This window comes from Streptomyces sp. NPDC001204, assembly GCF_053598035.1.
The window spans coordinates 152,513-176,631 of record NZ_JBSFJL010000005.1 but is presented as its reverse complement, the minus strand read 5'-3'; the positions used below and the strand labels follow the sequence as shown (position 1 = coordinate 176,631).

The window sequence follows — 24,119 nt, the reverse complement described above, 5'->3', positions numbered from 1 at the left end:
TCAGCGCACCGCGAGCAGGTCGCGCGGGTTGGCCACGAGAATCCGCCGCACGTCGTCGCCGCCGAGGCCCCGTGCCTTCAGCAGCGGCACGAAGGCGGTCAGGACGTGGCTGTACGGCAGATCGTTGGCAGGGTGTCCCACGGCCACCCCGGTCGCGCTGCCGGAGAGCAGGATCCGGTCGCCGAGACCGGCCCGCACGAGGACGGCGACCAGGGCGGCGCGCTCGGCGTCGGTGAGGTGCTCGGCGTCCTCGGTGCCGACGTGGTCGAGCGCGACGTAGGCGCCGCGGCCGGCGACCTTCGCGGGCGCGCCGGCGGCCACGGCGTCCTTGCGGTCCAGCCCGCCGACGACGACCCGGTCGGCCGGCAGCTTCTCGTCGAGCACGATGTCGAGGTCGTGGACGGCGTCGGCGCCGTACCGGACGGAGACCGCGACGCCGGTGGCGAGGGCGGTGCGGGCGGCGCCGCGCAGGAGGCTCTCGTCGGTCGCGGTCGTGCCCGTCCGCGTCACGGCGGTGGCCACCAGGCCGGCGTGGCCTCGGCGCTCCACGCGCGGGACCACCATTCCCTCGGTGATCTCCCGGGTGAACAGGTCGGCGAACTTCTCGGCCGGCCACGGCGTCGGCGGGTTGGTCTGCGGCGTGAGGAAGTAGCCGCCGAGCAGTTCCTCGGGGCCCTGGCCGGTCGAGGCGACGATGTGCACACCGGTCGTGCGGGACAGGGTTTCGTACAGCCGGACGTCCCGCCCGTGGAACATGCCGGCGCTGTCGACGATCGTGCCGCCGCCGTGAGCGCGGAAGTCCCTCAGCTTCGCGGCCAGCGTCTCGAAGATCTCGGCGCGGTCGAGGGTGACGTCGAAGGCGTGCTCCGCGCCCGGGAGCACCGACAGCAGCGCCTCGTGGACCGAGACGACGCCCAACTGCTCGGCCGGCACCGGGCCCAGGACGGTGTTCACGGTGTTGCTGTTCACGCTCATGACTGCCTCACGTGTCCGGTGTGGGGTGCGGCGGTGCACCCTGTGGCTGCTGTCACAGTAGCCATTCGGTTTACATAGCGTCAATGAAACGAACACCACGAAAAAACACCGCACAGAGGGTTGCGTGGAGGTGAAAAATCAGAGCACGGGCGACACGGCGTGGATGACGCATGAATGCCGTGCATGTAACGCCATGTGAATCATTCATTTGATCGATGTGGTGTCGGCCACTTCACTGAGGGCCATGAGCACTCCGCCCACCTCCGACGTCGACCTCTTCGCCGACGAGGTCGTCCTGGACCCCTGCCCCGTCCACGCCGAGCTGCGGGAACAGGGCCCCGTCGTCCACCTGCCGAAGAACGGCGTCTACGCGCTGACGCGATACGACGTCATCCGCGGCGCGCTCGCGGACTGGGAGTCGTTCTCCTCGACCTCGATCGCTTTCAACCCGATGGCCAACCAGGCGCTGACGGGCACCTCGCTCGCGTCCGACCCCCCGGTGCACACCCGGCTGCGCGCCACGCTCACCGAGAACCTCTCACCGCGCGCCCTGCGCGGTCTGAAGGGCCGGATCGAGGCGAAGGCGGACGCCCTGGTCGCCGAACTCGTCGAACGGGGCTCCTTCGAGGCCGTCGACGCACTCGCCCGTGCCTTCCCGCTGGAGGTCGTCGCGGATCTGATCGGCTTCACCGGCCACGTACGCGACAACATGCTGCGCTGGGGTCAGGCCGCCATGCAGGTCCTCGGCCCGATGAACCAGCGCACGGCCGAGAACTTCCCCATCGCCGGGGAACTGTACGCCTGGTGCTCCGAGGTCACGGCCGACGACCTGGCCGAGGGCTCCGTGGGCCGCGGCATCTTCGACGCCGAGGCGCGCGGCGCCGTCCCCGAGGGCACGGCCGGCCACATCATCCACCAGTACCTGGGCGCCGGCGTCGACACGACCGTCGCGGCGATCGGCAACGTCGTCGCCCTCTTCGCCGCCCATCCCGACCAGCTCGACCTGGTCCGCGCCGAACCGTCCCTGATACCGGGGGCGTTCAACGAGGTGCTGCGCTTCTGGTCCCCCGTCAACGTCTGGGGCCGGCTCGCCACCCGGGACGTCGACGTCGAGGGCACCGTCATCCCGGCGGGCGCGCAGATCGCGGTACTGCTCGGCGCCGGCAACCGCGACCCACGGCACTACGACGACCCGGACGCCTTCCTGGTCGAACGCAACCCGGTCGACCACCTGTCGTTCGGTTACGGCCCGCACGGCTGCGCGGGCCAGGGGCTCGCCCGGCTGGAGGCCCACGCCGTGATCGAGGCGCTCTCCCGGCGTGTCAAGCGCCTCGTCGTCGGCCCCGAGGTCCGTGTCCCCAGCAACGTCACCCGGAGCATCGAGGAGCTCCCCGTCCTGGAGGTGATCCCCGCATGAAGATCGTTCTCGACCGCCCCCGGTGTGAGGGCCACGGCCTGTGCGAAGAGGCCGCCCCGCAGCTCATGCACGTCGACGGCGACGGCGAGCTGGTGCTCGACCGCGAGGAGATCGACGAGGCCGACGCCGCCCTGGCGAACGCCGCCGCCCGGGTGTGCCCGGTCGCCGCGCTGAGGGTCGAATGAGCGCCGGCACCCTGGAGCGCGTCGTCGTCGTCGGCAACGGGATCGCCGGGCTCACCGCCGCCGACACGCTCCGCGAGGCCGGGTTCGACGGCGAGCTGACCGTCGTCGGCGACGAGACGCACCCGGCGTACAGCCGCCCCGCCCTGTCGAAGGCGCTGCTGCTCGACGGCGACGACACGTCCTCGCACGCGCTCCCGCCGGCCGGCCACGGGGCGACCGAGCTGCTGGGCGTGCGCGCGACCGGACTCGACCTCGACCGGCGGCTCGTCACGCTCGACGACGGCACCGCCCTGCCGTACGACCGCGTCGTCCTCGCCACGGGCTCCCGGGCGCGGCGGCTGTCCGGGCTGCCCGACGAGGTCACCCTGCGCGGACTGGACGACGCGCTGGCACTGCGCCGCCGCCTGGCGGGCCGTCCCTCGGTCCTCGTCGTCGGCGGCGGCCCGCTCGGCATGGAGATCGCCTCGGGCTGTCTGGCCGCCGGCTGCCGGGTCACCCTCGTCTCCCAGGGGGCGCCGCTGTCCGCCCAGCTCGGTCCGCACCTCGCCGGTGTCTTCGCCGCCGCGGCGCGCGACCGGGGACTCACCGTCGTCGAGACCCGCGGAGCCCGGGTCGAGGGGCGTGCGGGCGACGCCCGGGTCGTGCTGGACGACGGCGCGGTCCTCGATGCGGAGGTCCTGCTCACGGCCGTCGGCGACGTGCCCAACACGGAGTGGCTCGCCGGCACCGGTCTCGTCGTGAACGGCGCCGTCCCGGTCGACTCGCGGGGTCTCGCCCGCCCGGAGGTCGCGGCCGTCGGCGACCTCGCCGCCTTCCCCACCCCGCAGGGCTTGCGCCGCATCCCCCTGTGGAGCAGTGCCATCGAGCAGGCGAAGGCCGCCGCCCGGGCACTCGTCCACGGCGAGGACGCGCCGCCGCTCACGTTCCAGCCGTACTTCTGGACCGAGCAGTTCGGACTGACCCTCAAGGCGGTGGGACACCTGCCGGCGGCCGGGGAACCCGCGTACGCCGACGGAGAGCCCGGCGGCGGACCGGCGTTGATGACCTGGTCGCGGGAGGACGGCACCACCACGGCCGTGGCCCTCGACTACCGCATCCCCATCCCCCGGCTGCGTCGCATGACCCGGGCGGCCGCGTAGGGTCTCGGTCCATGAGCGGCGACGTGGAGGGCACCCCGGCTTCGGGGCTGGACCGGCTGGCGTCGGTCAATCTCAACCTGCTGGTGCCCCTCCTCGCGCTGCTGGAGGAGCGCTCGGTGACCAGGGCGGCGGAACGGGTCGGGCTGTCGCAGCCCGCCATGAGCCACGCCCTGACCAGGATGCGGCGTCTGCTGGGCGACGAACTCGTCGTGCGGCAGGGCAGCGGCGTCACCCTCACCCCACGGGCGCTGGAGCTGATCGCGCCGCTGCGCAGTGCGCTGCAGCAGACGGCGCAGATCGTCGACTTCCCCTGCTTCGACCCCACCACGGACGAGCGGGTCGTCACGGTCGCCATGACGAACAGCACGGCGTTCGTCATCGGCCCCCGGCTTACGCGGCTCGTCGCGTCGCGCGCGCCACGCGCCACGCTGCGCGTGCGGACGATCACGGTGCCGACCGAGGCCACCTTCACCGAAGGGGGTGTCGACGCCGTACTGATCTCCGAGGGGCACTTCTCGCCGTATCCGCGCGAGCGGCTGTACAACGACCGCTGCGTGGTGGTGGCCTCGCCGGACACCCCGCCGCGAGCGAGTGCGCTCGACCTGCTCACCACCGAGCCGCACATCGTGGTCGACACCGACCGGCGGGTCTTCCCCTACTCGGTGCTGGAGGACAAGGGGATCCCCTACCGCGTCGGCCAGTGGATCTCCGACTTCCTGCTGGTGCCGTTCCTCGTGGCCCGCGCCGGCGGCGTCGCGCTCCTGCGGTACCGGGTCGCCGCCACCATGCGGACGCTCGCCGACGTGCGGATCGAGGAGTTCCCGTTCCCGCTGCCCGGGCTCGGCATCGACATGGTGTTCAACCCGCGCCTGTCCGACCGGTCCTTCGTCGCATGGCTCCGGGCGCTGCTGTTCGACGCCGCGGCCGAGAACTGAGACCGGCCCGGCCCGCGGCGGCGGTCAGGTCAGGTCAGGTCAGGTCAGCAACCGCACCCAGCTGGTGCTGAGCTCGTCGAGCATCTGCTCGCGCGTGAGCTTCCAGTCCGCACCGTCCCAGTGCTGGGCGACGTAGTCCAGCTCGGCCATCGCCAGTACACCCCGGAAGCGGCGCTGATGGGGGGCGAAGCGCCCGGCCGCCGCCAGTCCGTCCTCGATGTCGCTGATGGCCTCCTCCAGCCATCGCTCCACCAGGTCGACAAGTTCCGGGTCGACCGCCGCGGCATCCCGGCCCACGCGGATGATCGGCCGGATCGCCGGCCAGCTGTCGGCGGTACGCCGCAGCCAGGCGGTGATCGCCTCCGGCGTCCCGTCGGCCACGGTCGCGACCAGGCCCTGGGCCGTGGAGCCGTGCTCGGGGGAACTGACGCGCTGCAACGCCTCGTTGAGCTGCTCGTCGATGAGCGCCTTCATCAGCTCGCTGCGGGAGGGGAAGTACGCGTAGAACGTCACCCGGGTGGTGCCCGCCGCGGTCGCGATGTCGTCGACCGTGGTGGCGGCGTACCCCTTCGTCTTGAACAGCTCGAGTCCCGACTCCAGCAGCAAGCGGCGCGTCATCTGCTTCTGCGCCTGTCGAAGGTTCGCCATGGCGGGATCCTAACGCGCCGCCGCACGGCGACCGTACACACCGGCTCCGCGCTGCACAGGCCGCACAATCCCTTGACGGACCGTAAAGCATGTTGGGGCGGCCGGTGCCGGGCGGCGCACGGCACCGGCCGCGGCTCAGTCGAGCAGGTCGACGGAGAGCCGCTCGCGCAGCTCGGCCACCGTGATGCCGTACGTCTCCCGCACACGGACCCCGTCCGGGCCGGGCTCGAAGACACCGTGGTCGGTGTAGACGAGGCTCACGCAGGCGGCGCCGGTGAGCGGATACGTGCACGCGGGCACCAGCTTGGGGGCACCGTCCCGGGTGAACAGCCTCATCATCACCAGCACCCGCCGCGCCCCGACGGCGAGGTCCATCGCTCCGCCCACGGCCGGGATGGCGTCCGGGTCGCCGGTGTGCCAGTTGGCCAGGTCGCCGTGGCGCGAGACCTGGAACGCCCCGAGGACGCACACGTCCAGGTGACCGCCGCGCATCATCGCGAAGGAGTCCGCGTGGTGGAAGTACGCCGCCCCGGGCAGCTCGGTGACCGGCACCTTCCCGGCGTTGGTGAGGTCGGTGTCCACCTCGTCGCCCACCGCGGCCGGCCCCATGCCGAGCATGCCGTTCTCGGTGTGCAGCACGATCCCGGCGTCGGCCGGCAGGTGCTCGGCGATCCGGGTCGGCTGCCCGATGCCGAGGTTGACGTACGCGCCGGGCGGGATGTCGCGGGCGATGCGGGCCGCGAGCTCGTCGGTGGTGAGCGGCCCCCGGTCGGCGTGCTCGACGGGGGCTGCGGCGTGGGTCGTCGTCATCAGCGGGCTCCTTGCACGGTGAGCCGGCGGGCCTCGGCCCGGACCAGACGGTCGACGTAGATGCCCGGGGTGACCACGGCCTCCGGGTCGATCTCCCCCGCGGGCACGATCTCGGTGACCTGGGCGACCACCGTGCCGGCCGCGGTGGCCATCACGGGCCCGAAGTTCCGGGCCGTCTTGCGGTGGACGAGGTTGCCCATGGTGTCCGCGCGATGCGCGGAGATCAGGGCCACGTCACCCTTGATCGGGTGCTCCAGGACGTAGGCGCGCCCGTCGATCTCCCGGATCTCCTTGCCCTCGGCGAGCGGGGTGCCCACGCCGACGGGGCTGTAGAAGCCGCCGATGCCCGCACCGGCGGCCCGCATCCGCTCCGCCAGGGTGCCCTGCGGCACCACCTCCAGCTCCACCCGGCCGGCCCGGTACAGGTCGTCGAAGACGTAGGAGTCGCTCTGCCGGGGGAAGGAGCAGATCACCTTGCGCACCCGTCCGGCCTTGAGCAGCGCGGCCAGGCCCACGTCCCCGTTGCCGGCGTTGTTGGACACCACGGTCAGGTCGCCTGCGCCCTGCCGGATGAGGGCGTCGATCAGGTCGAACGGCATGCCCGCCAGGCCGAACCCGCCCACCAGGACCGTGGAGCCGTCCTCGACGCCGGCCACGGCCTCGTCGGGCGTGGCGGCGACGGTCGTCGCGCTCATCGTCCGCTCACCTCGCCGGTGACGTTCTCCAGCACGACGGCGAGGGCCTGGCCCACGCCGATGCAGATGGCCGCGACACCCCAGCGCTCCCGCCGCTCGCGCAGCACCTTCGCCAGGGTGGCGAGGAGCCGGCCGCCCGAGGCGCCCAGCGGATGGCCGATCGCGATGGCGCCGCCCCGGGTGTTGACGATCTCCGGGTCGATGCCCCAGGCGTCGGCACAAGCCAGGGACTGCACCGCGAACGCCTCGTTCAGCTCCACGGCGCCGACGTCGCCCCAGCCGACGCCGGCCCGGCGCAGCGCCTTCTCGGCGGCCTCCACGGGCGCGTAGCCGAACATCTGCGGTTCGACGGCGTGCACGCCGCGCCCGGCGATGCGGGCCACGGGGTCCAGGCCGATCCGGTCGGCGGCAGCGGCGGTGCCCAGCAGCAGCGCCGACGCGCCGTCGCTGAGCGGGGAGGCGTTGCCCGCGGTGATCGTCCCGTCCGGGCGGAACGACGGCTTCAGGGCCGCCAGCTTCCCGGGGTCGGTGTCGGGGCGGATGCCCTCGTCGCGGGCGAGCCCGTCCACGGGCAGGACCAGGTCGTCGTAGAAGCCCTCGTCCCAGGCGCGCGCGGCGAGCCGGTGGGAGCGCACCGCGAAAGCGTCCTGCCGCTCCCGGGAGATGGAGAACTTCTCCTGGAGCAGTTCGTTGCACTCCCCCAGCGAGACCGTCCACTCCTTCGGCATCGCGGGGTTGACCAGCCGCCAGCCCAGCGTCGTGGAGACGGCCGTGACATGACCGGCGGGGAAGGCCCGGTCCGGCTTGGGCAGCACCCAGGGCGCCCGGGTCATGGACTCCACTCCGCCGGCGACGACGACGTCCGCGTCGCCTGACTCCAGGGTGCGTGAGGCGGCGATCGCCGCGTCAAGGCTGGAGCCGCACAGCCGGTTGACGGTCGTGGCGGGCACGCTCACCGGCAGCCCGGCCAGCAGCACCGCCATCCTGCCGACGTCGCGGTTGTCCTCGCCGGCGCCGTTGGCGTTGCCCCACACCACGTCGCCGACGGCGGCGCGGTCCAGGTCCGGGGCCTTGTCCAGCAGTCCGCTCAGCGCGGTGGCGGCGAGGTCGTCGGGCCGCACCCCGGCGAGGGCACCGTTGAACCGGCCGAACGGGGTGCGGGCCGCCGCGTAGAGATAGGCGTCGCTCACAGTGCGCCGCCACCCCCGACGGGCACCGGATCCTCGACGACCGCCGAGGACAGCGGGATCGGGGCGAACATCGCCGGCTCCTCGTCCGGCGTCAGCGCGGTCGGGCCGTACAGCCAGTCGACGAACGAGTAGTCGTAGGTGTCGCGTGCGCGCAGCAGCACGTTGCGCTGCTCGCGGGCCGTCCCGTCGAGGTGCCACAGCTCGCCCCACTTGCGGGAGGTGCTCAGCACACGGCGGCAGTGCTCGGGACGGACCGCCTCGTAGGCGGCGAGGGCGGCGTCCCAGTCGACCGTGCCGCTCTCGGCGCGGTTGCGGGCGACGTGCTCGCCGAGCACCCAGCCGTCCTCGATCGCCATGATCGCGCCCTGTGCGATGTACTGCAGCGGCGGGTGCGCGGAGTCGCCGAGCAGCACGGTCCGGCCGTGCACCCAGTTCATGACCGGGTCGCGGTCGAACATCCGCCACCACTTGTCCCGCCACATGAACGGCAGGCCGTCCTGGACGAAGCCGCAGGTCTTGGCGAACGCGGCGTCCAGTTCGTCGGGCGTGCCCCAGTCCTCCTGCCCGGCCAGCGCCTTGGGCGACTCGAAGACGGCGACCTGGTTGAGCAGTTCGCCGCCGCGCAGGCCGTAGTGCACGAAGTGGCAGGCGGGACCGACGTACACCACGACCTCGCTGAGGTCCACGGACCGCACCCGCGGCAGCTCGGCGGGCACGGTGCCGCGGTAGGCGACGTACGCCGAGGAGACGGGCTCGTCGTCGACGAGCAGCTTGCGGGCGAGGGAGTGCAGCCCGTCGGCCGCGATCACGACACCGGCCTCGTGCGTCTCGCCGGAGGCGAGGGTCACGCGGGCGCCGCCGTCGGTGTTCTCGTACGAGACCACCTGCGCGTCGGTGATCAGCTCGACGCCGGCCCGCTCGCACGCGCGCAGAAGCAGGCCGTGCAGGTCGCTGCGGTGGATGACCAGGTACGGGTAGCCGTAGCGCTTCTCCAGGTCGCGCAGGTCGAGCCGGGTCAGTTCGTCGCCGTCGACCGCGTCGCGCATCACCATCGCGTCCGGGACGACGCCCAGGCTCTTGGCCTCCTCCAGGAGGCCGTAGTCGTCGAGTATGCGGGTGCAGTTCGGCGCGAGCTGGATGCCGGCGCCGACCTCGCCGAAGGCGGGGGCGCGTTCCAGCAGGCGGACGCTCAGGCCCTGGCGGTACAGCGAGAACGCCGCGCCGAGGCCGCCGATGCCGCCGCCGACGACGATCACATCAGGGTGGGACATGGGATGCACTCCTCTACAGCCACGGGCCGAGCTCGGGGGCGTCGGCGAGCGAGTGGGGACGGCCGGCCAGCCAGGCGGCGACCTCGGGCAGCGGGCCGTCGGGGAGCTCGGTCAGCCCGCGTTTGGCGCTGATCTCGGCGACCAGGGCGGTCAGGAAGCCCTTCGGGAGGTCGGCGAAGGTGACGACGCCGGTGCCGAGGTCGACGGCGTGGACGCACACCTCGCGGGCGCGCATCCACGGGAGCTCGGTGGCGGGGACGGTACGGCCCTGGGCGGTGACGACCTTGTGCTGCCACTGCTCGTCGGTGAGCCCGTCCAGTCCCTCCGCGAGCCGGTGCGCGGAGCCGGTCAGCCAGGAGCGGAGCTCGTCGGCCGGCAGGGTGGAGCCCTTGGCGATACCGGCGGCGCGCTCCCCGGCGGAGGCGTACATCGGCGTCTCCGCGCCGGTGGCCGCCCAGCGCACCAGGTTGCACAGGGCGTCGGCGTTGGCGGCGACGTGCGCCACGAGGTGTCCCCGGGTCCACTCCGGCAGCACGCTCGGGGCCGAGAAGCCGCCCTCGCCGAGGCCCGCGACGGCGTCGAGCATCAGCTCGGTGCCCGTGCGGGCCCACGCGCACGCGTCGGCGAAGGTCCGCGTGACCTCGGTCATTCCGCGACCACCTTGTTGGTGCAGGCGCCCAGGCCGGCGATTTCGGTGACGACGGTCCGGCCGGGGAGCAGGAACACCTTGGGGTCGCGGGCGTTGCCCACGCCGGCCGGGGTGCCGGTGGCGATGATGTCGCCGGGGCGCAGGGTGATGACGGTGGAGATGTACTGCACCAGGAACACCGGGTCGAACAGCAGCGTGCCGGTGTCGTCCTGCTGCATGACCTGTCCGTCGACGACCGTCTTCACTTCGAGCGAGGGGCGGACGCCGCCGACCTCGTCGGGGGTGACGACGTAGGGGCCGACCGGGGTGGAGGCTTCCCAGATCTTGCCCTGGGTCCACTCGATGGTGCGGAACTGCCAGTCGCGCACCGAGATGTCGTTCATGACGGTGAAGCCGGCGATGGCGTCGACGGCCTGCTGCTCGTCGGCGCGGCGCACCTCCTTGCCGATCACGACGGCCAGCTCGACCTCCCAGTCGAGCGCGTCGGTCTCGGCCGGCTTGACGATGTCGTCGCCCGCGCCGAGCAGGGTGTCGGCGAACTTCGGGAAGAGGGTCGGGTAGTCCGGCAGCTCCCGGCCCATCTCCTTGATGTGGTTGGTGTAGTTGTGCCCGACACAGATGATCTTGGACGGGTTGGGCACGACCGGCGCGAAGTCGGCACCCTCGACGGGGTGGGTGGCGCCGGAGGCGGAGGCGGCCCTGGCCTGCCAGTCGGCCTCGGCGACCAGCTCACCCAGGTCGGCGTACCCGAGATCGGTCAGGAGGTCGCCGTCGAGGCGGACCGCCCTGGTGCCGTCGGCGGTGCGGATGGTGGCGAGCTTCATGATCAGGCGTCCTTCTGGGTGCGGTTGAGCCGGAGCGCCTCGAAGACGGGCGCGTCGGAGAAGCGGAAGAGGTCGAGGGCTCCCTCGTCGGAGTCGGTCGTGCCGGCCTCGGACCGGGCGGCGAACGGCTCCCAGGACGGGACGACGAACAGGTCGCCGCGGGTCACCGTCCAGGACTTGTCGCCGACGGTCACCACACCGGAGCCGTCGAAGACCTGGTACACCGACGAACCGGTCTCGCGCACCGGCGCGGTCTCGGCGCCGCGGGCGATGCGGTGGAACTCGGCGCGGACCGTTGGCAGGACGTCGGCGCCGTCACACGGGTTGGAGTAGCGCACCGCGGCGTGGCCGGGCTCGACGGTGCCGCCGAAGCCCTCCTTCTCCAGCAGGAGCTGGTCGCGCAGAGCGGCGTTGGTGTACTCCCACTTGTAGGACAGCAGCGGGCTGCCCGGCGTGGCCGGGGCGGCCGACAGCGGGCGCAGGCCGGGGTGGCCCCACAGGCGCTCGGAGCGCGAACGCTCGGGGGTGATGCGCTCGGCGTCGCTGATCTCGTCGCGGCCGAACTCGAAGAACTGCGCCTCGGTGACGTACTGGAAGGGGATGTCGAGGCCGTCGATCCACGCCATTGGTTCGGAGGTGGCGTTGTGGTGGGCGTGCCAGTTCCAGCCCGCCTGCGGGAGGAAGTCACCACGGTTCATGGGAACCGGATCGCCGCCGACGACCGTCCACACGCCCGAGCCCTCGACGACGAAGCGGAAGGCGTGCTGGGTGTGCCGGTGCTCGGGAGCGTCCTCGCCGGGCATGAGGTACTGGATGGCCCCCCACAGCGTCGGGGTGGCGAAGGGCATTCCGCCGAGGGAGGGGTTGGCCAGCGCGATGGCCCGGCGCTCCCCGCCGCGCCCGACGGGGACCAGGTCTCCGGCCCGGCCCGCCAACTGCCGCAGCCGCTCCCAGCGCCACAGGTGCGGCACGGCGCGCGAGCGCGGGTGCGCCGGCATCAGGTCGCCGATCTCGGTCCACAGCGGGACCAGCAGCTCCTGTTCGAAGCCCCGGTAGAGCTCTTCGAGCGCCGGGGTGACCTCGGGCTGCCCCTCCGCGGCGACGGCCTGGAGCCGGACCGGGGAACCCGTGGCGGTGTCTTGGGCTATGGAGGTCTCAGTCACGCCATCAGCGTGCGCCGCGTCTGGTGAGAGAACATGGAGATTCTGGAGAGCAGAATCAGAGGACGACAGGACGACACCATGGACAAGCCGCTGAAGACACCGCCGCCCTACCCGATCGCCAGCGTGGACCACGCGCTGAGGGCGGCGACCATCCTGCAGATGGAGGGCGGCGCGACCGTCTCGCAGATCGCCGAGCGCCTCGGCGTCGCCCGGTCCACCGCCCACCGGATCCTGGCGATGCTGGTCTACCGGGACTTCGCCGTGCAGGACGAGGACCGCGTCTACCGCGCGGGACCGGTGCTGGAACTCGCCGCGCACTCCCAGTCCCTGGTCTCGCGGCTGCGCGCGGCGGCCCTGCCCCACCTGCACCGGGTCGTCGACCTGCTCGACGAGACCGCGAACCTGACGGTGCGCACCGGGGACACGGCCCGGTTCATCGCCAGCGTCGAGTGCCGGCAGGCCCTGCGGGTCGGCTCCCGGGAGGGCATGGTCTTCCCGGCGCACCGCACCACGGCGGGACTGCTCCTGCTCGCCGACCTCGCCGACGAGGAACTGGACGAGGTGTACGCCCCCGAGCGCTACCGCGACCGTCCGGCCGACCGCCCGGACCTCCCCCGCCTGCGCACGGAACTGAGACGGCTGCGGCGCAACGGGTTCGCCGTCAACAGGGAACGGTCCGAGCGGGGCCTGGTCGCCGTCGGCGTACCGGTGCGCGACCGGGACGGCACCGCGCTGGCCGGCCTGTCGGTGTCGATGCCCAGCGTGCGCTACGACCCGCACCGCCTTCAGTCCCTGGTCGCCGCCCTGGACGCCACGGCGCACGCCCTGGAGAAGGACCTGGCCGAGCCGCGCTGAATCCCGACCGCACAACAAAGCGAACGCTCATCTTACGACAACAATGCTCATCTTAGTTTGCGAACAAATCATTGACGTGACGTAAAGCGAGTGTCATTCTCCACGGAACCGCGCCCGACTCGCGTCGTGCTTCGCTCTCCCCACCGCGTACGCAGAGCCGAGCCCTTCCACGCTCTCCGGGCTCCCGTTTCCGGGATGCCCTTCTTTCCCAGCCAGGGAGAACAGCAATGACGCTCAACAACGGGACGACGACGTCCCACGGCCCAACCGCGGGGGCCGCCCGGACGCCGGGCTACGCGGGAACACTGGCTGCCGCCTGCGGCGCGGTCTTCGTGGCCCAGGTCGCGAACGCGCTGCCGGCCTCGCTCCTCGGACTCCTCCAGGAGGACCTGCGCACGCGCGGATCCCAACTCACGTGGATCACCGCCGCGTTCATGATCGCCGTCGTCTGCTTCGAGTTCACCTTCGGTGTCCTCGGTGACCTCTTCGGACGGCGAAGACTCGTCGCGGCCGGCACGGCCCTGGTCGCCGTGGGCAGCACCGTGGCCGCGCTCGCGCCCACCGTCCAGGTGCTGTGGATCGGCGCCGCCCTGAACGGACTGGGCGCAGGCGCCATGTTCCCCGGCTCGCTGACCGCGATCACCGCCGTCACCCGCAGCATGCGGGAACGGGCGCACGCGGTGGCACTCTGGAGCGGCTTCCTGTCCGCCGGCGCCGCCGTCTCACCTCTGCTCGGCGGCATGTTCGCCACGGTCGGATCGTGGCGCGGTTCCTTCTGGGTGCTCGTCGGGCTCGCCCTCGTGAGCATGGTGCTCACCCTGGTGCTGGTCACGGAGTCGAAGGCGCCCGAGGGCCGCAAGCTCGACGTGGCCGGTCAGATCACGTTCGCCCTGGGTCTCATCCTGGTGCTGTACGGCGCCGTCGAGGGGCCCGAGTCGGGCTGGACCACCCTCCCCGTCATACTCGCCCTCGCCCTCGGCACCTGCTTCCTCGCCGGTTTCGTCGTGGTGGAACTGGGGGCCGAGTCCCCGATCTTCGACCTGAAGCTGTTCCGCAACCGGGCCTTCACCGTGTCGTCGATCGTCGCGGTCATCGGCATGCTCGCCTTCCTCGGCGCCTGCTTCGCGATGAGCATGTGGATGGGCCCGGTGCAGCACCAGGACCCGATCCGCGTCGCGATCCTGTTCCTGTTCCTCCAGGGACCCGCCTTCCTGCTCATCCCGGTCGTCTCGCGGCTGCTCCACCGGGTCGCCGCGTCCTGGCTGCTGACCTCTGGATTCGTCCTGATGGCGATCGGCTGCCTGCTGTTCACCCGCCTGGACGTGACCGACCCCCGACTCGGCCCGTTCGTCGCGCCCGCCCTGCTGATCGGCATCGGTTTCGCCCTCGCCGTCAGCTCGGTGACGGCCGTGGCACTGAACAGCGTGCCCCTGAACCTGGCGGGCATGGCCAGCGCCACCACCAACATGCTCCGCGACCTGGGCTTCGCCCTCGGCCCCGTCGTCGTCGGCGCGGTCGCCCTCAGCAACGCGGGGTCGGCGTTCACGCGGAACCTGTCCGGCGCGGACCTGCCGGCCGGCCAGCTCGCCGCGGCACGCGAGATCGCCGCGGCCGGAGGACCCATCGCCGTGAACAGCGTGCCGCCCGGCGCCCCGGGGTCCGCGGCGCACGGCCTGGCCCTGGACGCCCTGGGCAGTGGTTTCGGCACCGCGTTCCTGGTGTGCGGTGTGGCAGCCGCCGTCGCCGCGGCCCTGGCCGCCTTCGGCATGATCGGGGTCCACGCCCGCCGATCCGCCGAGGACGGGGCGCCCGTACCCCCGGCCCCCGGAAGCGGCGGCAGGGCGGAATCGGCCCCCACCCTCCTCCATCCCTGACCTCCGCCGCTTCCGGACGTCACCGGCGCTGGTCGACGCGCACGGCCCCGTCCGCCGCACACCGGTGTGCGGCGGACGGGGCCGTGCGCACGGCCTTGGCGCACCTCTCCGCCCGACCCGCCTTCAGCCGTCGGTGGCGGGCGAGCCGGCGCCGCGGCGCAGGCCAACGGCGGCGAGCAGGGCACCCACGACGCACAGGACGGCGGTGACGAGAACGGCGGCGTGCACACCGTTCATGAAGGCATGGCCGCTGCCCTCGACGACGGCGGCCCTCAGCTGCGCGGGCATGCCGTCCGCGACGGGCGCCACGCCCATCGCCACGGCGTCCTTCGCCTCCTCGAAGCCATGTGCCGCGGAGGCCGGCACCCCGGCGCCGGTCAGCTCGCCGACGAGCGTCGAGCCCACGCGGCTGCTGATCAGCGAGATCAGTACGGACGTGCCGAGGGCGCCGCCGATCTGCAGTGCGGTGGACTGCAGGCCGCTCGCCACACCGCCGTCCCTGACGGGTGCGTTGCCGACGATCGCGTCCGAGGACGCCGACATGACCATGCCCACACCCAGACCGAGCAGCACGAACGGCGGCCACATGGCCGCGTACGAGGAGTGCGCGTCCCAGGTCAGCATCCACAGGGACGCCACCGCCTCCAGCAGCATGCCCAGCGGCATGGACAGACGCGCGCCGAACCGCTCGGTCAGCGCCGCGCCCAGCGGTGCCGCGACCACGGAGGCGAGACTCAGCGGCAGGGTGCGCACACCCACCTCGACCGGGGACAGGCCCCGGACGTTCTGCAGGTACAGCATCAGGAAGAAGATGACACCGAGCAGCACGAAGAAGTTGATCGCGGTGACGAGGGTGCCGATGGTCAGCGCCGGGCTGCGGAACAGCCGCATGGGCAGCAGCGGGTGCCGGACACGGGTCTCGTACCGGCCGAAGAGCACCAGCAGGACCAGTCCGGCGGCGAGGGATGCCAGCGTTCCTCCCGAGGTCCAGCCCCAGGTCTCGCCCTTGATCACGCCGAAGACCAACGCCACCAGGCCGAGCGCCAGCAGGATCACGCCGGGGATGTCGAAGCGGTGGCGGCCGGTGGAGTCCTTGCTCTCCGGCAGCACGAACGCGCTGAAGACCAGGGTCGCGACACCGATGGGCGCGTTGATGTAGAACACGGACTCCCAGTTGACGTGCTCGACCAGCAGGCCGCCGACGATCGGTCCGAGCGCGGTCGAGCAGGAGGCCACCATGGCCCACAGGCCCACCGCCGTGCCGAACTTCTCCGGCGGGAAAACCGCACGCAGCAGGCCGAGCGTGTTGGGGATCAGCAGCGCGGCGCAGAGTCCCTGCAGCGCGCGGAAGGCGATCACGCCTTCGACGGAGCCGATCAGGCCGATCATGACGGAGGTCACGACGAAGCCCGCGACTCCGGCCGTGTAGTACGTGCGCCGCCCGAACCGGTCACCCAGCTTGCCGCCCAGGATCAGGGCGGCGGCCATGGCGATGAGGTACGAGTTGGTGACCCACTGGAGGTCGGCGGTGGACGCGTGCAGGTCCCGGCCGATCTCCGGGTTCGCGATCGAGACCACGGATCCGTCGAGGTTGACCATGAAGAGTCCGATCGCGACGGCGATCAGCGTCAGCCACGGATTGGAGCGCGGGCCCCGCTCGGCGCCCAGAGGCGACGGAGCGTGCGGGGTGGAGTGGTCCACGCAGGTGGAGGGCATGCAGGTGCCTTGTCTGTGATGAGAATGTCGACAAGTCGATGAAGTGGATCAGAGCCCTCGGCACAGGCGTAGGTACGGCGGCGTTCGGCCACCGAGGCGGGAATCGCGGCAGGAGAACGGCCGGGTCGAGGTGCGCACTGCGCACGGGACCCGGCGTTCTCGCCTCTGAACCGGTGCCGGAGGGTCAGTCGGCGGAGGAGGAGCGCCGGGTCAACGCCAGCAGCGCGCCGCAGGCCGAGCCGAGGGCGTCCTGCTCGCCGTCGGTGAGGGTCTCCAGCAGGCGCGCCATGTGGGCTTCCTTCAGCCCCCGCGCTTCGGCGAGCCGCTCCGCGGCCAGGGCCGTGGGATGCAGATGAGCGACCCGCTTGTCGACGGCGTCCCGCCTGCGCTCCAGCAGCCCCAGTTCGGTGAGCTGGGAGACGAGGGCGCTGACGTTGTTCGACTTCATCAGCAGGGCGTCCGCCGCGTCACGGACCGTGACGCCCGCACGCTCCTCGACAAGCCGCAGCAGAGTGAGCTGCCCCTCCGGCAACGTCGGATACGGAAAGTCCTGAGCCACCCGCCGCTCGAGCACCCTGTTCAGCACAGGCAGAACCGCCACGAGCACGGAGGCCACGTGATCGCTCTGCGAGCCGGAGGGGCTGGGATGGGTCACGCGTCGACTATAGGTATGCCGAGATACCTATGTCAACATACAGAACCCGTCCCAAAAGGCGGTGATCAGCACGATGAGCGCGACCGGTATCAGCAGCATGAGGTGGCTCGAATGCCACGGCTGCCCCAGGCCCGTCACACGTTGACTCCTCGCGCCCATGACTAACACAGTGCAACTGTGTGGCCCGGCGTGCGAGGGCGCGCTGGCAAAGAAGCCGGAAACGGCGGTCCGGACCATGGCCACAATTTGTCACCAAAACGGCGTTCCAGGGAAGGCGGGTGCGACGTGTTTCGGCTGGACAAAGGACGGGGTGGCTTGGCGGCCGGCCGCGGCTTCGTCGGTGCAGCAGACGACAGGAGTCGTGGCGCAGCCATTGGGAGAGGTGGTCCGACGCCGGACCACCAGCCGATTCGTCATCTCTGCCGCACGGTTGCGATCACCTGTCGGCGAGCGTTACCTGGCAGATGACCGGCACGACGCGGCGTCGCCGTGAACGAGTGCACCGTATTCCGCGGGGCCCGGTGCGGCACTCCGACGGACGCCGACCAAAGAGCGGTCTCTGCGGTCGTCAGGGCGCTGCCACCCGGACCGGCGGGCACCTGACCGTTTTCCTGGCCCGCACGCGCGGCCCGTTCTGGTCCTACCGTCCGTCCTGGATCCTGCTCACGGCCGTGATCGGCACCCAGACCCTCGCCACCGCGATCGCCCTCACCGGCTTCCTGATGCAGCCCATCGGCTGGAACCTGGCCGGGCTCGCCTGGGGCTGGGCCTTGACGGAGTTCCTGCTGCTCGACCCGCTCAAGCTGCTCGCCTACCGCGTTCTGGAACGGCACGGAAAGGCGGCCGGAACCGTCAGCGCCTGACCATCCCGCCCGCCGCGGCCGACCGCCGACGGAAGATGAGCGTCAAACGAGCGTCACGAGTCCCGAAATTCGAGCACCCCGCTGCCGCCCCACCGGTCACTCCACTACAAAACGCAGGTGAAACAGGAGTAGAGACCTTGACCTGTTGGACGCGGGGAAACAGGTCAAGAAACCACCCCGAAAACAGAAAACCGCAGGTCAGGCACCCTTTGTCGCAGGTTCCAGAATAGCCACGCACTCCACATGCGAGGTCATCGGAAAGATGTCTGCCGGAACCGTACCCGGGAAACTGCAGGTCAGGTAGGGAGTCCCGCTCCCACCAGGTAGCCCGCGAGGGCCACGAGCGTCAAACGAGCGTCACGACCGACGGAATCCGACGGACGACACAACAGACACCATCCGAAATCAGATCGGCAGGTCGTCAGGCAGCACCCGGAAGACCTTGTGCCGGCCCAATGGGCGCACAGCCCGGAAATCGCGCCGGTCGAGCGTGAGTACCGCGTCGGTGTCGTACTCCGCAGCAATGGCCACGTTCACCGCGTCCGCGAGGTCCAGGTCCAAGTCGCGATACCGGGCGCGCACCGACTGGGCGACACCCAGATGGTCCTCCGTGATCTCGGGCAGAACGACACGGCCTCGTCGCACCCAATGGCGGATGTCGTCGATCGCGCTGAGCGCCGCTTCACGGCCGAGCTCGCGCGTGGCGACGTGGTCGATCTCTGCGAGCAGCAGCGGGGACATCACCAGGAGCCCTGCAGCCATGATGGCTTCGTTCGACGCTTGGTGCTCGGGGTGGGCGAAGTCGAGCGCCGCGAGCAGCCCGGAGGTGTCCGCGATGACGACGATCACGCAGCGGTCCCGGTCTCGCGGCGCACCGCATCGGCGACAGCGTCACGCACGTCATGCTTACCGGGAGTGCGTCCCGCTCCCCGGAAGGTGCGGGAGAAGAGAGGCTCGTCCCATACACGGTTGGCCATGGCCGCGAGATGGATACCCTGGCGGATGATCTCTGCCTCGCTGATACCGCGCCGCTTCGCAGCCTCTTTGATGATCGCGAGGTCTTCCGGATCAGCGTAGACGTTGGTGCGCTTCATCGACATGTACCAAGAATAGCGTATGTACCACAATGATGTATGTCCGCTGCGTCCGGGCACTCCATGAGCGATGCATCCCGACCGGGCAGCAGACAGTCGTATCCCGCGCGTGATGCACGGGATCAAGGGCTTGGCGTTCCGGTTCGCGGCCGACGACGGTCGCCGCGAAGGGAGCAACCCGCAAGGCTCCCGTCAGGGCGGGTCGGCCCCCTGTCCCGACATGGCCACTGCCCCCGACCTGCAGATTTCGATGCCTTGATCACCTACACCACGTTGCGGTCACTTGGCGCGACGCCATCAGGGACACCGCCGACCGTCTCCAGGGGCGCGAGTTCGACGCCCGTCACGTAGCCGACGCCGCTCGTCATACGCGGCCACCTCCAGGTTCGTACGCGCGCTGCTCCTCGCGATCGACTCACCCAGCGCGCCGGCAAGATCGCCGTACCGTCCACCGATTGCGCTCCGCACGCTGACGCACCGCACGGAACGCACTTCTGGCTCGCGCTCCAACACCCCTCCGTGCACCGGATTTTCGCTACAGGCCGCTAATCGACCTACATCCACCGGTGTTTGCTGCTTGGGATGTCATGGGCATTCTGTATGGGTCTGATCGTCGGCGTGGGTGCAACCTTGGGGGGCCGATGGCAAGAGGGGACGTCTGGGCGGGGAAGGGCACGACTGAATCGGTCGCGGACCTCGTCGCCCGGTTCGGCGAGGAGGTCAGGGCCAAGCTGCGAGGTCCCGCAGGGACGGTCAGCAGTAAGGAGGACAGCCTCACCGCGCCGGTGGAGCAACTGCTGCGCGGCATGGCCTCGCGGCAACGGCTCAAGCTCATCGCCCACGGTCAGAGTCGTGTCAAGGAACTCGGGATCCGGCCCGACTTCGCCATCGCCTGCGGAGGCAGGACCATAGGGCACGTCGAGCTGAAGCAGCCGGGCTCGGGAGCCGATCCGGGGAAGTGGTCGGTGAAGAGCCACGACCGGAAGCAGTGGGAGAAGATCAAGGCACTCCACAACGTGCTGTACACCGACGGATACCAGTGGGCGGTCTACCGTTTCGGCGTGCAGGTCGGCCCGACCGGAATCCTGGTCGGAGACCTGGAAACCGGCAGTCGGCAACTCATCGCCCCGGACACCGGGTTCGAGCGCGCCCTCACGCACTTCTTCCTGCCGGCGCCCATCGACCACAGCAGCATCGACGAACTGGTCAGGCGCATCGCGGGAATCTGCGCCCTGCTGCGCGACGAGGTCACCGAACGTCTCACCCGCGAGGAGCACGGGGAGGCCGACGCGGCGTTCTCGATCCTGGCCGGCAACTGGAAAGACCTACTCTTTCCCGACGCCCGTCCGGAGGAGTTCGCGGACCATTACAGTCAGACACTGACCTTCGCCATTCTGCTGGCGCGCCTTGAGCGCATCGATCTCGACCGGCTCTCCCTCCCCGAGGTCGCGATCCGATTAGACAAACGGCACTCCCTGATGGGAAAGGCGCTGGCGGTGCTGACGGACGACGCCCTCGACGATCTGCGAGGGGTCATCGATCCTCTGATCGACGTCATATCGGCCGTCGACCCCGAGATGTTCAAGGACGAGACCGGAGACGCATACCTCCACCTGTACGAGGGCTTTCTGAGCGCCTACGACCCAGAACTGCGACGGCGGACGGGGACCTACTACACACCTGGGGAAGTCGTCCGCTTCATGGTCGGGTTCACCGACGCGATACTGCGCGACCGGCTCGGCCAGGCGGACGGGTACGGAAGCGAGGACGTCACCGTGGTCGACCCCGCCATGGGCACCGGGACCTTCCTCATCAACATCATCGACCACGTCGCCAAGTCCCTGTCGCTGAAGTACGGCAAGACGCTGAAGTCCGGGCTTCTCCGGGAACTCTCGGGCCGACTGGTCGGGTTGGAGAAACAGACCGGGCCGTACGCGGTCGCCGAACTCCGTGTGCACCACGCCTTCCAGTCCCACGACGCCGATGTCACGCGCCGCCCGCCGAGGCTTCTGGTGGCCGACACACTCGACGATCCCGCCGTCGAGCACCACTTGGGCTTCATGTACGAGGCGATCGCCCGCCACCGCCGCATGGCGAACAAGATCAAGGCGGACGAGAAGGTCATGGTGGTCATCGGCAATCCGCCCTACCTTCGGGGTGCGAGGCAGTCGGGCGTCGGACGCTGGGTCACCGAGGGCAACCCGAACGGCCAAGGCCCGATCCTCGCCCGCTTCCACCCCGAGGACAACGGGCGCATCGGATACGCCCTCGACAACCTCTACGTCTACTTCTGGGCGTGGTCCACCTGGAAGGTCTTCGACCAGGTGACGACCTTGGGAGCACCGAAGGCCCCCAGCGGGATCGTCGCCCTCATCACCAACTCCGGGTACCTGGACAGCGAGGGCGCGGCCGGCATGCGCCACTACCTGCGCGAGGCCGCCGACGAGGGCTGGATCATCGGCCTCTCCCCTGAAGGCCCCTACTCCGACACGCGCACCCGCGCCTTCCAAGGAGTCAAGCGCGAGGTCTGTATCGCCGTCTTCGTCCGCCGGGGTGCGCCGGACACGAGGAACCCAGCCCGGATGTGGCGACTCGACGTCCCCGCAGGCACACGCGAGGAGAAGTTCGGCTGGCTGGAAGGGCTCGGCCTCGACGGCCACCGCGACGGGACCTCCTGGCAGCTCTGTCCCGCACAGTGGACCGCGCCCTTTCACGTCACGTCCGACTCCGAGTGGTCGGCCATTCCACCGGTGGACGCCTTGCTGCCCTGGACGAGCTCCGGCAACAAGAACAACCGCAACTGGCCCGTCTCACCCAGCCGGGACGTTCTGGAGAGGCGCTGGCGCAGACTCGTCCAGGCTCCGGCAGCGGACAAGGCAGCACTGCTGAAAACACCAGAGACCGCCGTCCGGACAAGCCGGAACCACCACTGCCCGGCCAGCAGGAAAGAGCCAGCCTCACGGCAGAGAAGGGGACAGTGCCGGTCGTCGTTCCCTACGGCCGGATGACCTTCGACCGGCAGTACATCATCGCGGACAGGAGAGTGATCGACTTTCCGCGACCGGCCCCGTGGTTCGCCCACAACGACCGACGTCAGATCTACCTCTCCGAGCTTCATACGGAGTCGGGGCGCGCCGGCCCGGCGGTGGGGTTCACCGCACTCCTGCCCGACATGCATCACTTCAAAGGCACCGAAGGCGGCCGCGTCGCCCCCCTCTACCGCCACCCTCACCAGGCAGAACCGAACGTGGCCCCCGGCCTGCTGCACTTGCTCACCAAGACACACGGAATGACGGTCACCGCCGAAGACCTCTTCGCGTACATCGCGGGAACAGCCGGCCACAGCGGCTACACCCGACGCTTCTCCGCGAACCTGGCCGAGCGGGGCGCCCGTATCCCTCTGACGCGCGACCCGGCCCTGTGGGCGGAGATGGTGGAAGTGGGCAGACGCACGGTGTGGATCCACACGTACGGCCAGCGCTTCGCCTCTCACCACCCTGACAGTCCGCCTGGATCGGCCCCGAGGCTTCCACCGGAGGAGCAACCGGAACTTGTCGTCGCGATCGGGGAGGGCGACGGGCTACCGGAGGACATCTCCTACGACGCTCCCACACGAACCCTCACGGTGGGCACCGGCTGCATACGTCCGGTGGCGCCGGAAGTCTGGGACTACCGGATCGGCGGGGTGCAGGTGATCCGCAAGTGGTTCAGCTTCCGAAAACGCAGACCGGACGTGGAGCGGCAGACGCCGTTGAACGACATCCTGCCTCCGACCTGGCCTCCCCGGTGGGCCATTGACCTGCTGGACCTCATCAACGCACTCGGGCTCCTCGTAGCCCTCGAACCCAGACAGGCCCGGCTCTTGGGCGCCGTGAGCAGTGGCCCGCTCATCACCACCGACGACCTACGGGGCGAGGGCATCCTGCCCGTACCTGCCTACGCGACCAAGGAACCGAAACCGCCGCGGAAGTCCCGGCGTACCCCTGGACCTGGTCAGGAGAGCCTCGACTTCCCGGGCTGACACTCGCCCAGCCTGAGTGCCGGACACCCGCAGCATCAAGGGAATGTATCCACGCGATGACGCACAGTGCGGGCTTATGAATGACCGGAAACAGGTCGAGTAGCCGACGAACACCGCAAAACCGCAACTGGCGCGGCAGCGACGGGAGTGGTCGCCCTCGGTCTGCTCGGCGATCCGGCGACCGTCCCCTTTGTCGAGCGCTACCTGGACAGCCCGGTCGTCGAGCTGCGCTGGGCCTCCGCCTGCGCGTTGACGCGGCTCGGCATCACCGGACCGGCCGTCGTCGACGTGCTGACGCAGGTCGTCGCCCGGCCGCCCGAGAAGACCGAGACCATGTCGTTCCTGAGCGACTCTTACATCAGCCTCGCGGCGATGGCCCTGGCCGAAACGCCCGAAGCCACGACGCTCCAGGTGGTCGATGCCATGCTGGTCGGCCTGGCTGACTGTACGGGCGTCGAAGGGTTCGACGACAGGTACTACACGGCGCTTACGCTGTTCACACTGGTTTTCCCGGGCGCTCCCGCCGAACCGCCGCGGCCCTCGGCGACTTGAGCAACGTGCAGCAGCGTGCCGTGCGCTTCATCGCCGCCCAGGACCAGACCGGCTGGCCAACCGGTGGGATGGACGCTCTGCGCCGGTGGATGGTGCCGACCAAGCCCTCTGACCTGCGTGCATACGCCGGGATTGGCCAAGCCGGCCAATAGGCCGGCGCCCGACGCCTCACCATGCTCGCGCCGGCCTTATTCGTTCGTCCCCGCAGAAAACCAACCCGGGCCGCCAACAACCGCACCCCGATCGACCTGACAGTCCCCGAGATCCGTCGAATCATCGGCACGCCCTTCCTCGCCTGCGCGGACCCTCACCACGCTGCTGCACTGATGCACCTGGTGCAGGCAGCACTACCAAGCCGCCGCCGACCGCAGCCACTACCAGCGACGACTCATCACCAGATCACGGGAGACCGGCGGCCTCGCTTTGCGGCTGGCGATCGATCCGACAGGGCAGGACTGGCAGGAGTTGACCGAATCACAATGGGGCCAATCCCGCTGATTGACGCCGGACACCCGGCAACCACGGGCCCCTATCAGCCGAGCCACACGACGACGTCGAACCCCGCCCGCCCAATGTGATGGGCTTTCA

21 protein-coding genes and 1 pseudogene are annotated in these 24,119 nt (G+C 70.5%); 9 read left to right on the top strand and 13 right to left on the bottom strand.

Annotation, left to right across the window (positions count from 1 at the left end):
• Positions 1 to 975, bottom strand: coding sequence for a phosphotriesterase family protein (locus ACWC91_RS09580; protein ID WP_450642331.1), 975 nt, complete (start codon positions 973 to 975; stop codon positions 1 to 3).
• Between the two features lie 244 nt (positions 976 to 1,219).
• On the opposite strand from ACWC91_RS09580, the gene ACWC91_RS09575 reads away from it, so the two are divergent.
• From ACWC91_RS09575 to ACWC91_RS09560, 4 genes are read left to right on the top strand one after another with little or no spacing between them, the layout of a single operon-like run.
• Positions 1,220 to 2,392, top strand: coding sequence for a cytochrome P450 (locus ACWC91_RS09575; protein ID WP_450642333.1), 1,173 nt, complete (start codon positions 1,220 to 1,222; stop codon positions 2,390 to 2,392).
• Positions 2,389 to 2,577, top strand: a complete 189-nt coding sequence (locus tag ACWC91_RS09570; protein ID WP_450642334.1) for a ferredoxin — start codon at positions 2,389 to 2,391, stop codon at positions 2,575 to 2,577. Before ACWC91_RS09575 ends, ACWC91_RS09570 begins: the two co-directional genes overlap by 4 nt.
• Positions 2,574 to 3,716, top strand: a complete 1,143-nt coding sequence (locus tag ACWC91_RS09565) for an NAD(P)/FAD-dependent oxidoreductase (RefSeq protein WP_450642336.1) — start codon at positions 2,574 to 2,576, stop codon at positions 3,714 to 3,716. The genes ACWC91_RS09570 and ACWC91_RS09565 overlap by 4 nt, the downstream gene beginning before the upstream one ends.
• An 11-nt stretch (positions 3,717 to 3,727) precedes the next feature.
• Complete coding sequence (locus tag ACWC91_RS09560; protein ID WP_450642337.1) at positions 3,728 to 4,651, top strand: LysR family transcriptional regulator; 924 nt, start codon at positions 3,728 to 3,730, stop codon at positions 4,649 to 4,651.
• A 39-nt stretch (positions 4,652 to 4,690) separates the two neighbouring features.
• Here ACWC91_RS09560 and ACWC91_RS09555 read toward each other — a convergent pair whose 3' ends face one another.
• From ACWC91_RS09555 to ACWC91_RS09520, 8 genes are all read right to left on the bottom strand, one after another.
• Positions 4,691 to 5,299 carry a TetR/AcrR family transcriptional regulator gene (locus ACWC91_RS09555; protein ID WP_450642339.1) on the bottom strand — a complete coding sequence of 203 codons (609 nt, stop codon included), beginning with the start codon at positions 5,297 to 5,299 and terminating at the stop codon, positions 4,691 to 4,693.
• 135 nt (positions 5,300 to 5,434) lie between these two features.
• Positions 5,435 to 6,109 carry a 3-oxoacid CoA-transferase subunit B gene (locus ACWC91_RS09550; protein ID WP_225075850.1) on the bottom strand — a complete coding sequence of 225 codons (675 nt, stop codon included), beginning with the start codon at positions 6,107 to 6,109 and terminating at the stop codon, positions 5,435 to 5,437.
• Positions 6,109 to 6,804: a 3-oxoacid CoA-transferase subunit A gene (locus tag ACWC91_RS09545; RefSeq protein WP_225075851.1), complete on the bottom strand. Its 696-nt coding sequence runs from the start codon at positions 6,802 to 6,804 to the stop codon at positions 6,109 to 6,111. The genes ACWC91_RS09550 and ACWC91_RS09545 overlap by 1 nt, the downstream gene beginning before the upstream one ends.
• Complete coding sequence (locus tag ACWC91_RS09540; protein ID WP_450642341.1) at positions 6,801 to 7,994, bottom strand: thiolase family protein; 1,194 nt, start codon at positions 7,992 to 7,994, stop codon at positions 6,801 to 6,803. Before ACWC91_RS09540 ends, ACWC91_RS09545 begins: the two co-directional genes overlap by 4 nt.
• Positions 7,991 to 9,250 carry an FAD-dependent oxidoreductase gene (locus ACWC91_RS09535; protein ID WP_450642348.1) on the bottom strand — a complete coding sequence of 420 codons (1,260 nt, stop codon included), beginning with the start codon at positions 9,248 to 9,250 and terminating at the stop codon, positions 7,991 to 7,993. The genes ACWC91_RS09540 and ACWC91_RS09535 overlap by 4 nt, the downstream gene beginning before the upstream one ends.
• Positions 9,251 to 9,278: 28 nt before the next feature.
• The gene (locus tag ACWC91_RS09530; protein WP_225075853.1) at positions 9,279 to 9,914 is read right to left on the bottom strand and encodes a maleylpyruvate isomerase N-terminal domain-containing protein; all 636 of its coding nucleotides are present in this window, start codon (positions 9,912 to 9,914) and stop codon (positions 9,279 to 9,281) included.
• Positions 9,911 to 10,738 carry a fumarylacetoacetate hydrolase family protein gene (locus tag ACWC91_RS09525; RefSeq protein ID WP_450642343.1) on the bottom strand — a complete coding sequence of 276 codons (828 nt, stop codon included), beginning with the start codon at positions 10,736 to 10,738 and terminating at the stop codon, positions 9,911 to 9,913. The genes ACWC91_RS09530 and ACWC91_RS09525 overlap by 4 nt, the downstream gene beginning before the upstream one ends.
• A gap of 2 nt (positions 10,739 to 10,740) precedes the next feature.
• Positions 10,741 to 11,901 carry a cupin domain-containing protein gene (locus ACWC91_RS09520; protein ID WP_450642345.1) on the bottom strand — a complete coding sequence of 387 codons (1,161 nt, stop codon included), beginning with the start codon at positions 11,899 to 11,901 and terminating at the stop codon, positions 10,741 to 10,743.
• Between the two features lie 78 nt (positions 11,902 to 11,979).
• Between ACWC91_RS09520 and ACWC91_RS09515 the strand changes: the two genes are divergently transcribed.
• Positions 11,980 to 12,756, top strand: coding sequence for an IclR family transcriptional regulator (locus ACWC91_RS09515; protein WP_450642346.1), 777 nt, complete (start codon positions 11,980 to 11,982; stop codon positions 12,754 to 12,756).
• Between the two features lie 227 nt (positions 12,757 to 12,983).
• Positions 12,984 to 14,630: an MFS transporter gene (locus tag ACWC91_RS09510; protein ID WP_450642347.1), complete on the top strand. Its 1,647-nt coding sequence runs from the start codon at positions 12,984 to 12,986 to the stop codon at positions 14,628 to 14,630.
• A gap of 123 nt (positions 14,631 to 14,753) precedes the next feature.
• On the opposite strand, the gene ACWC91_RS09505 is transcribed toward ACWC91_RS09510, so the two are convergent.
• Together ACWC91_RS09505 and ACWC91_RS09500 are read right to left on the bottom strand one after the other, a co-directional pair.
• Positions 14,754 to 16,346, bottom strand: coding sequence for an MFS transporter (locus ACWC91_RS09505; protein ID WP_450640134.1), 1,593 nt, complete (start codon positions 16,344 to 16,346; stop codon positions 14,754 to 14,756).
• Between the two features lie 184 nt (positions 16,347 to 16,530).
• Positions 16,531 to 17,001, bottom strand: coding sequence for a MarR family winged helix-turn-helix transcriptional regulator (locus ACWC91_RS09500; RefSeq protein ID WP_450640135.1), 471 nt, complete (start codon positions 16,999 to 17,001; stop codon positions 16,531 to 16,533).
• A 497-nt stretch (positions 17,002 to 17,498) separates the two neighbouring features.
• Between ACWC91_RS09500 and ACWC91_RS09495 the strand changes: the two genes are divergently transcribed.
• Complete coding sequence (locus ACWC91_RS09495; protein WP_450640136.1) at positions 17,499 to 17,864, top strand: hypothetical protein; 366 nt, start codon at positions 17,499 to 17,501, stop codon at positions 17,862 to 17,864.
• 405 nt (positions 17,865 to 18,269) lie between these two features.
• On the opposite strand, the gene ACWC91_RS09490 is transcribed toward ACWC91_RS09495, so the two are convergent.
• Positions 18,270 to 18,713, bottom strand: a complete 444-nt coding sequence (locus tag ACWC91_RS09490; protein WP_225075862.1) for a PIN domain-containing protein — start codon at positions 18,711 to 18,713, stop codon at positions 18,270 to 18,272.
• Positions 18,710 to 18,964: a ribbon-helix-helix domain-containing protein gene (locus tag ACWC91_RS09485; protein ID WP_225075863.1), complete on the bottom strand. Its 255-nt coding sequence runs from the start codon at positions 18,962 to 18,964 to the stop codon at positions 18,710 to 18,712. The genes ACWC91_RS09490 and ACWC91_RS09485 overlap by 4 nt, the downstream gene beginning before the upstream one ends.
• Before the next feature lie 581 nt (positions 18,965 to 19,545).
• Here ACWC91_RS09485 and ACWC91_RS09480 point away from each other — a divergent pair.
• Both ACWC91_RS09480 and ACWC91_RS09475 read left to right on the top strand, forming a co-directional pair.
• Positions 19,546 to 22,979, top strand: a pseudogene (locus tag ACWC91_RS09480) (type ISP restriction/modification enzyme).
• Positions 22,980 to 23,126: 147 nt separating this feature from the next.
• Positions 23,127 to 23,531, top strand: a complete 405-nt coding sequence (locus ACWC91_RS09475) for a HEAT repeat domain-containing protein (RefSeq protein WP_450640137.1) — start codon at positions 23,127 to 23,129, stop codon at positions 23,529 to 23,531.
• Positions 23,532 to 24,119 lie beyond the last annotated feature (588 nt).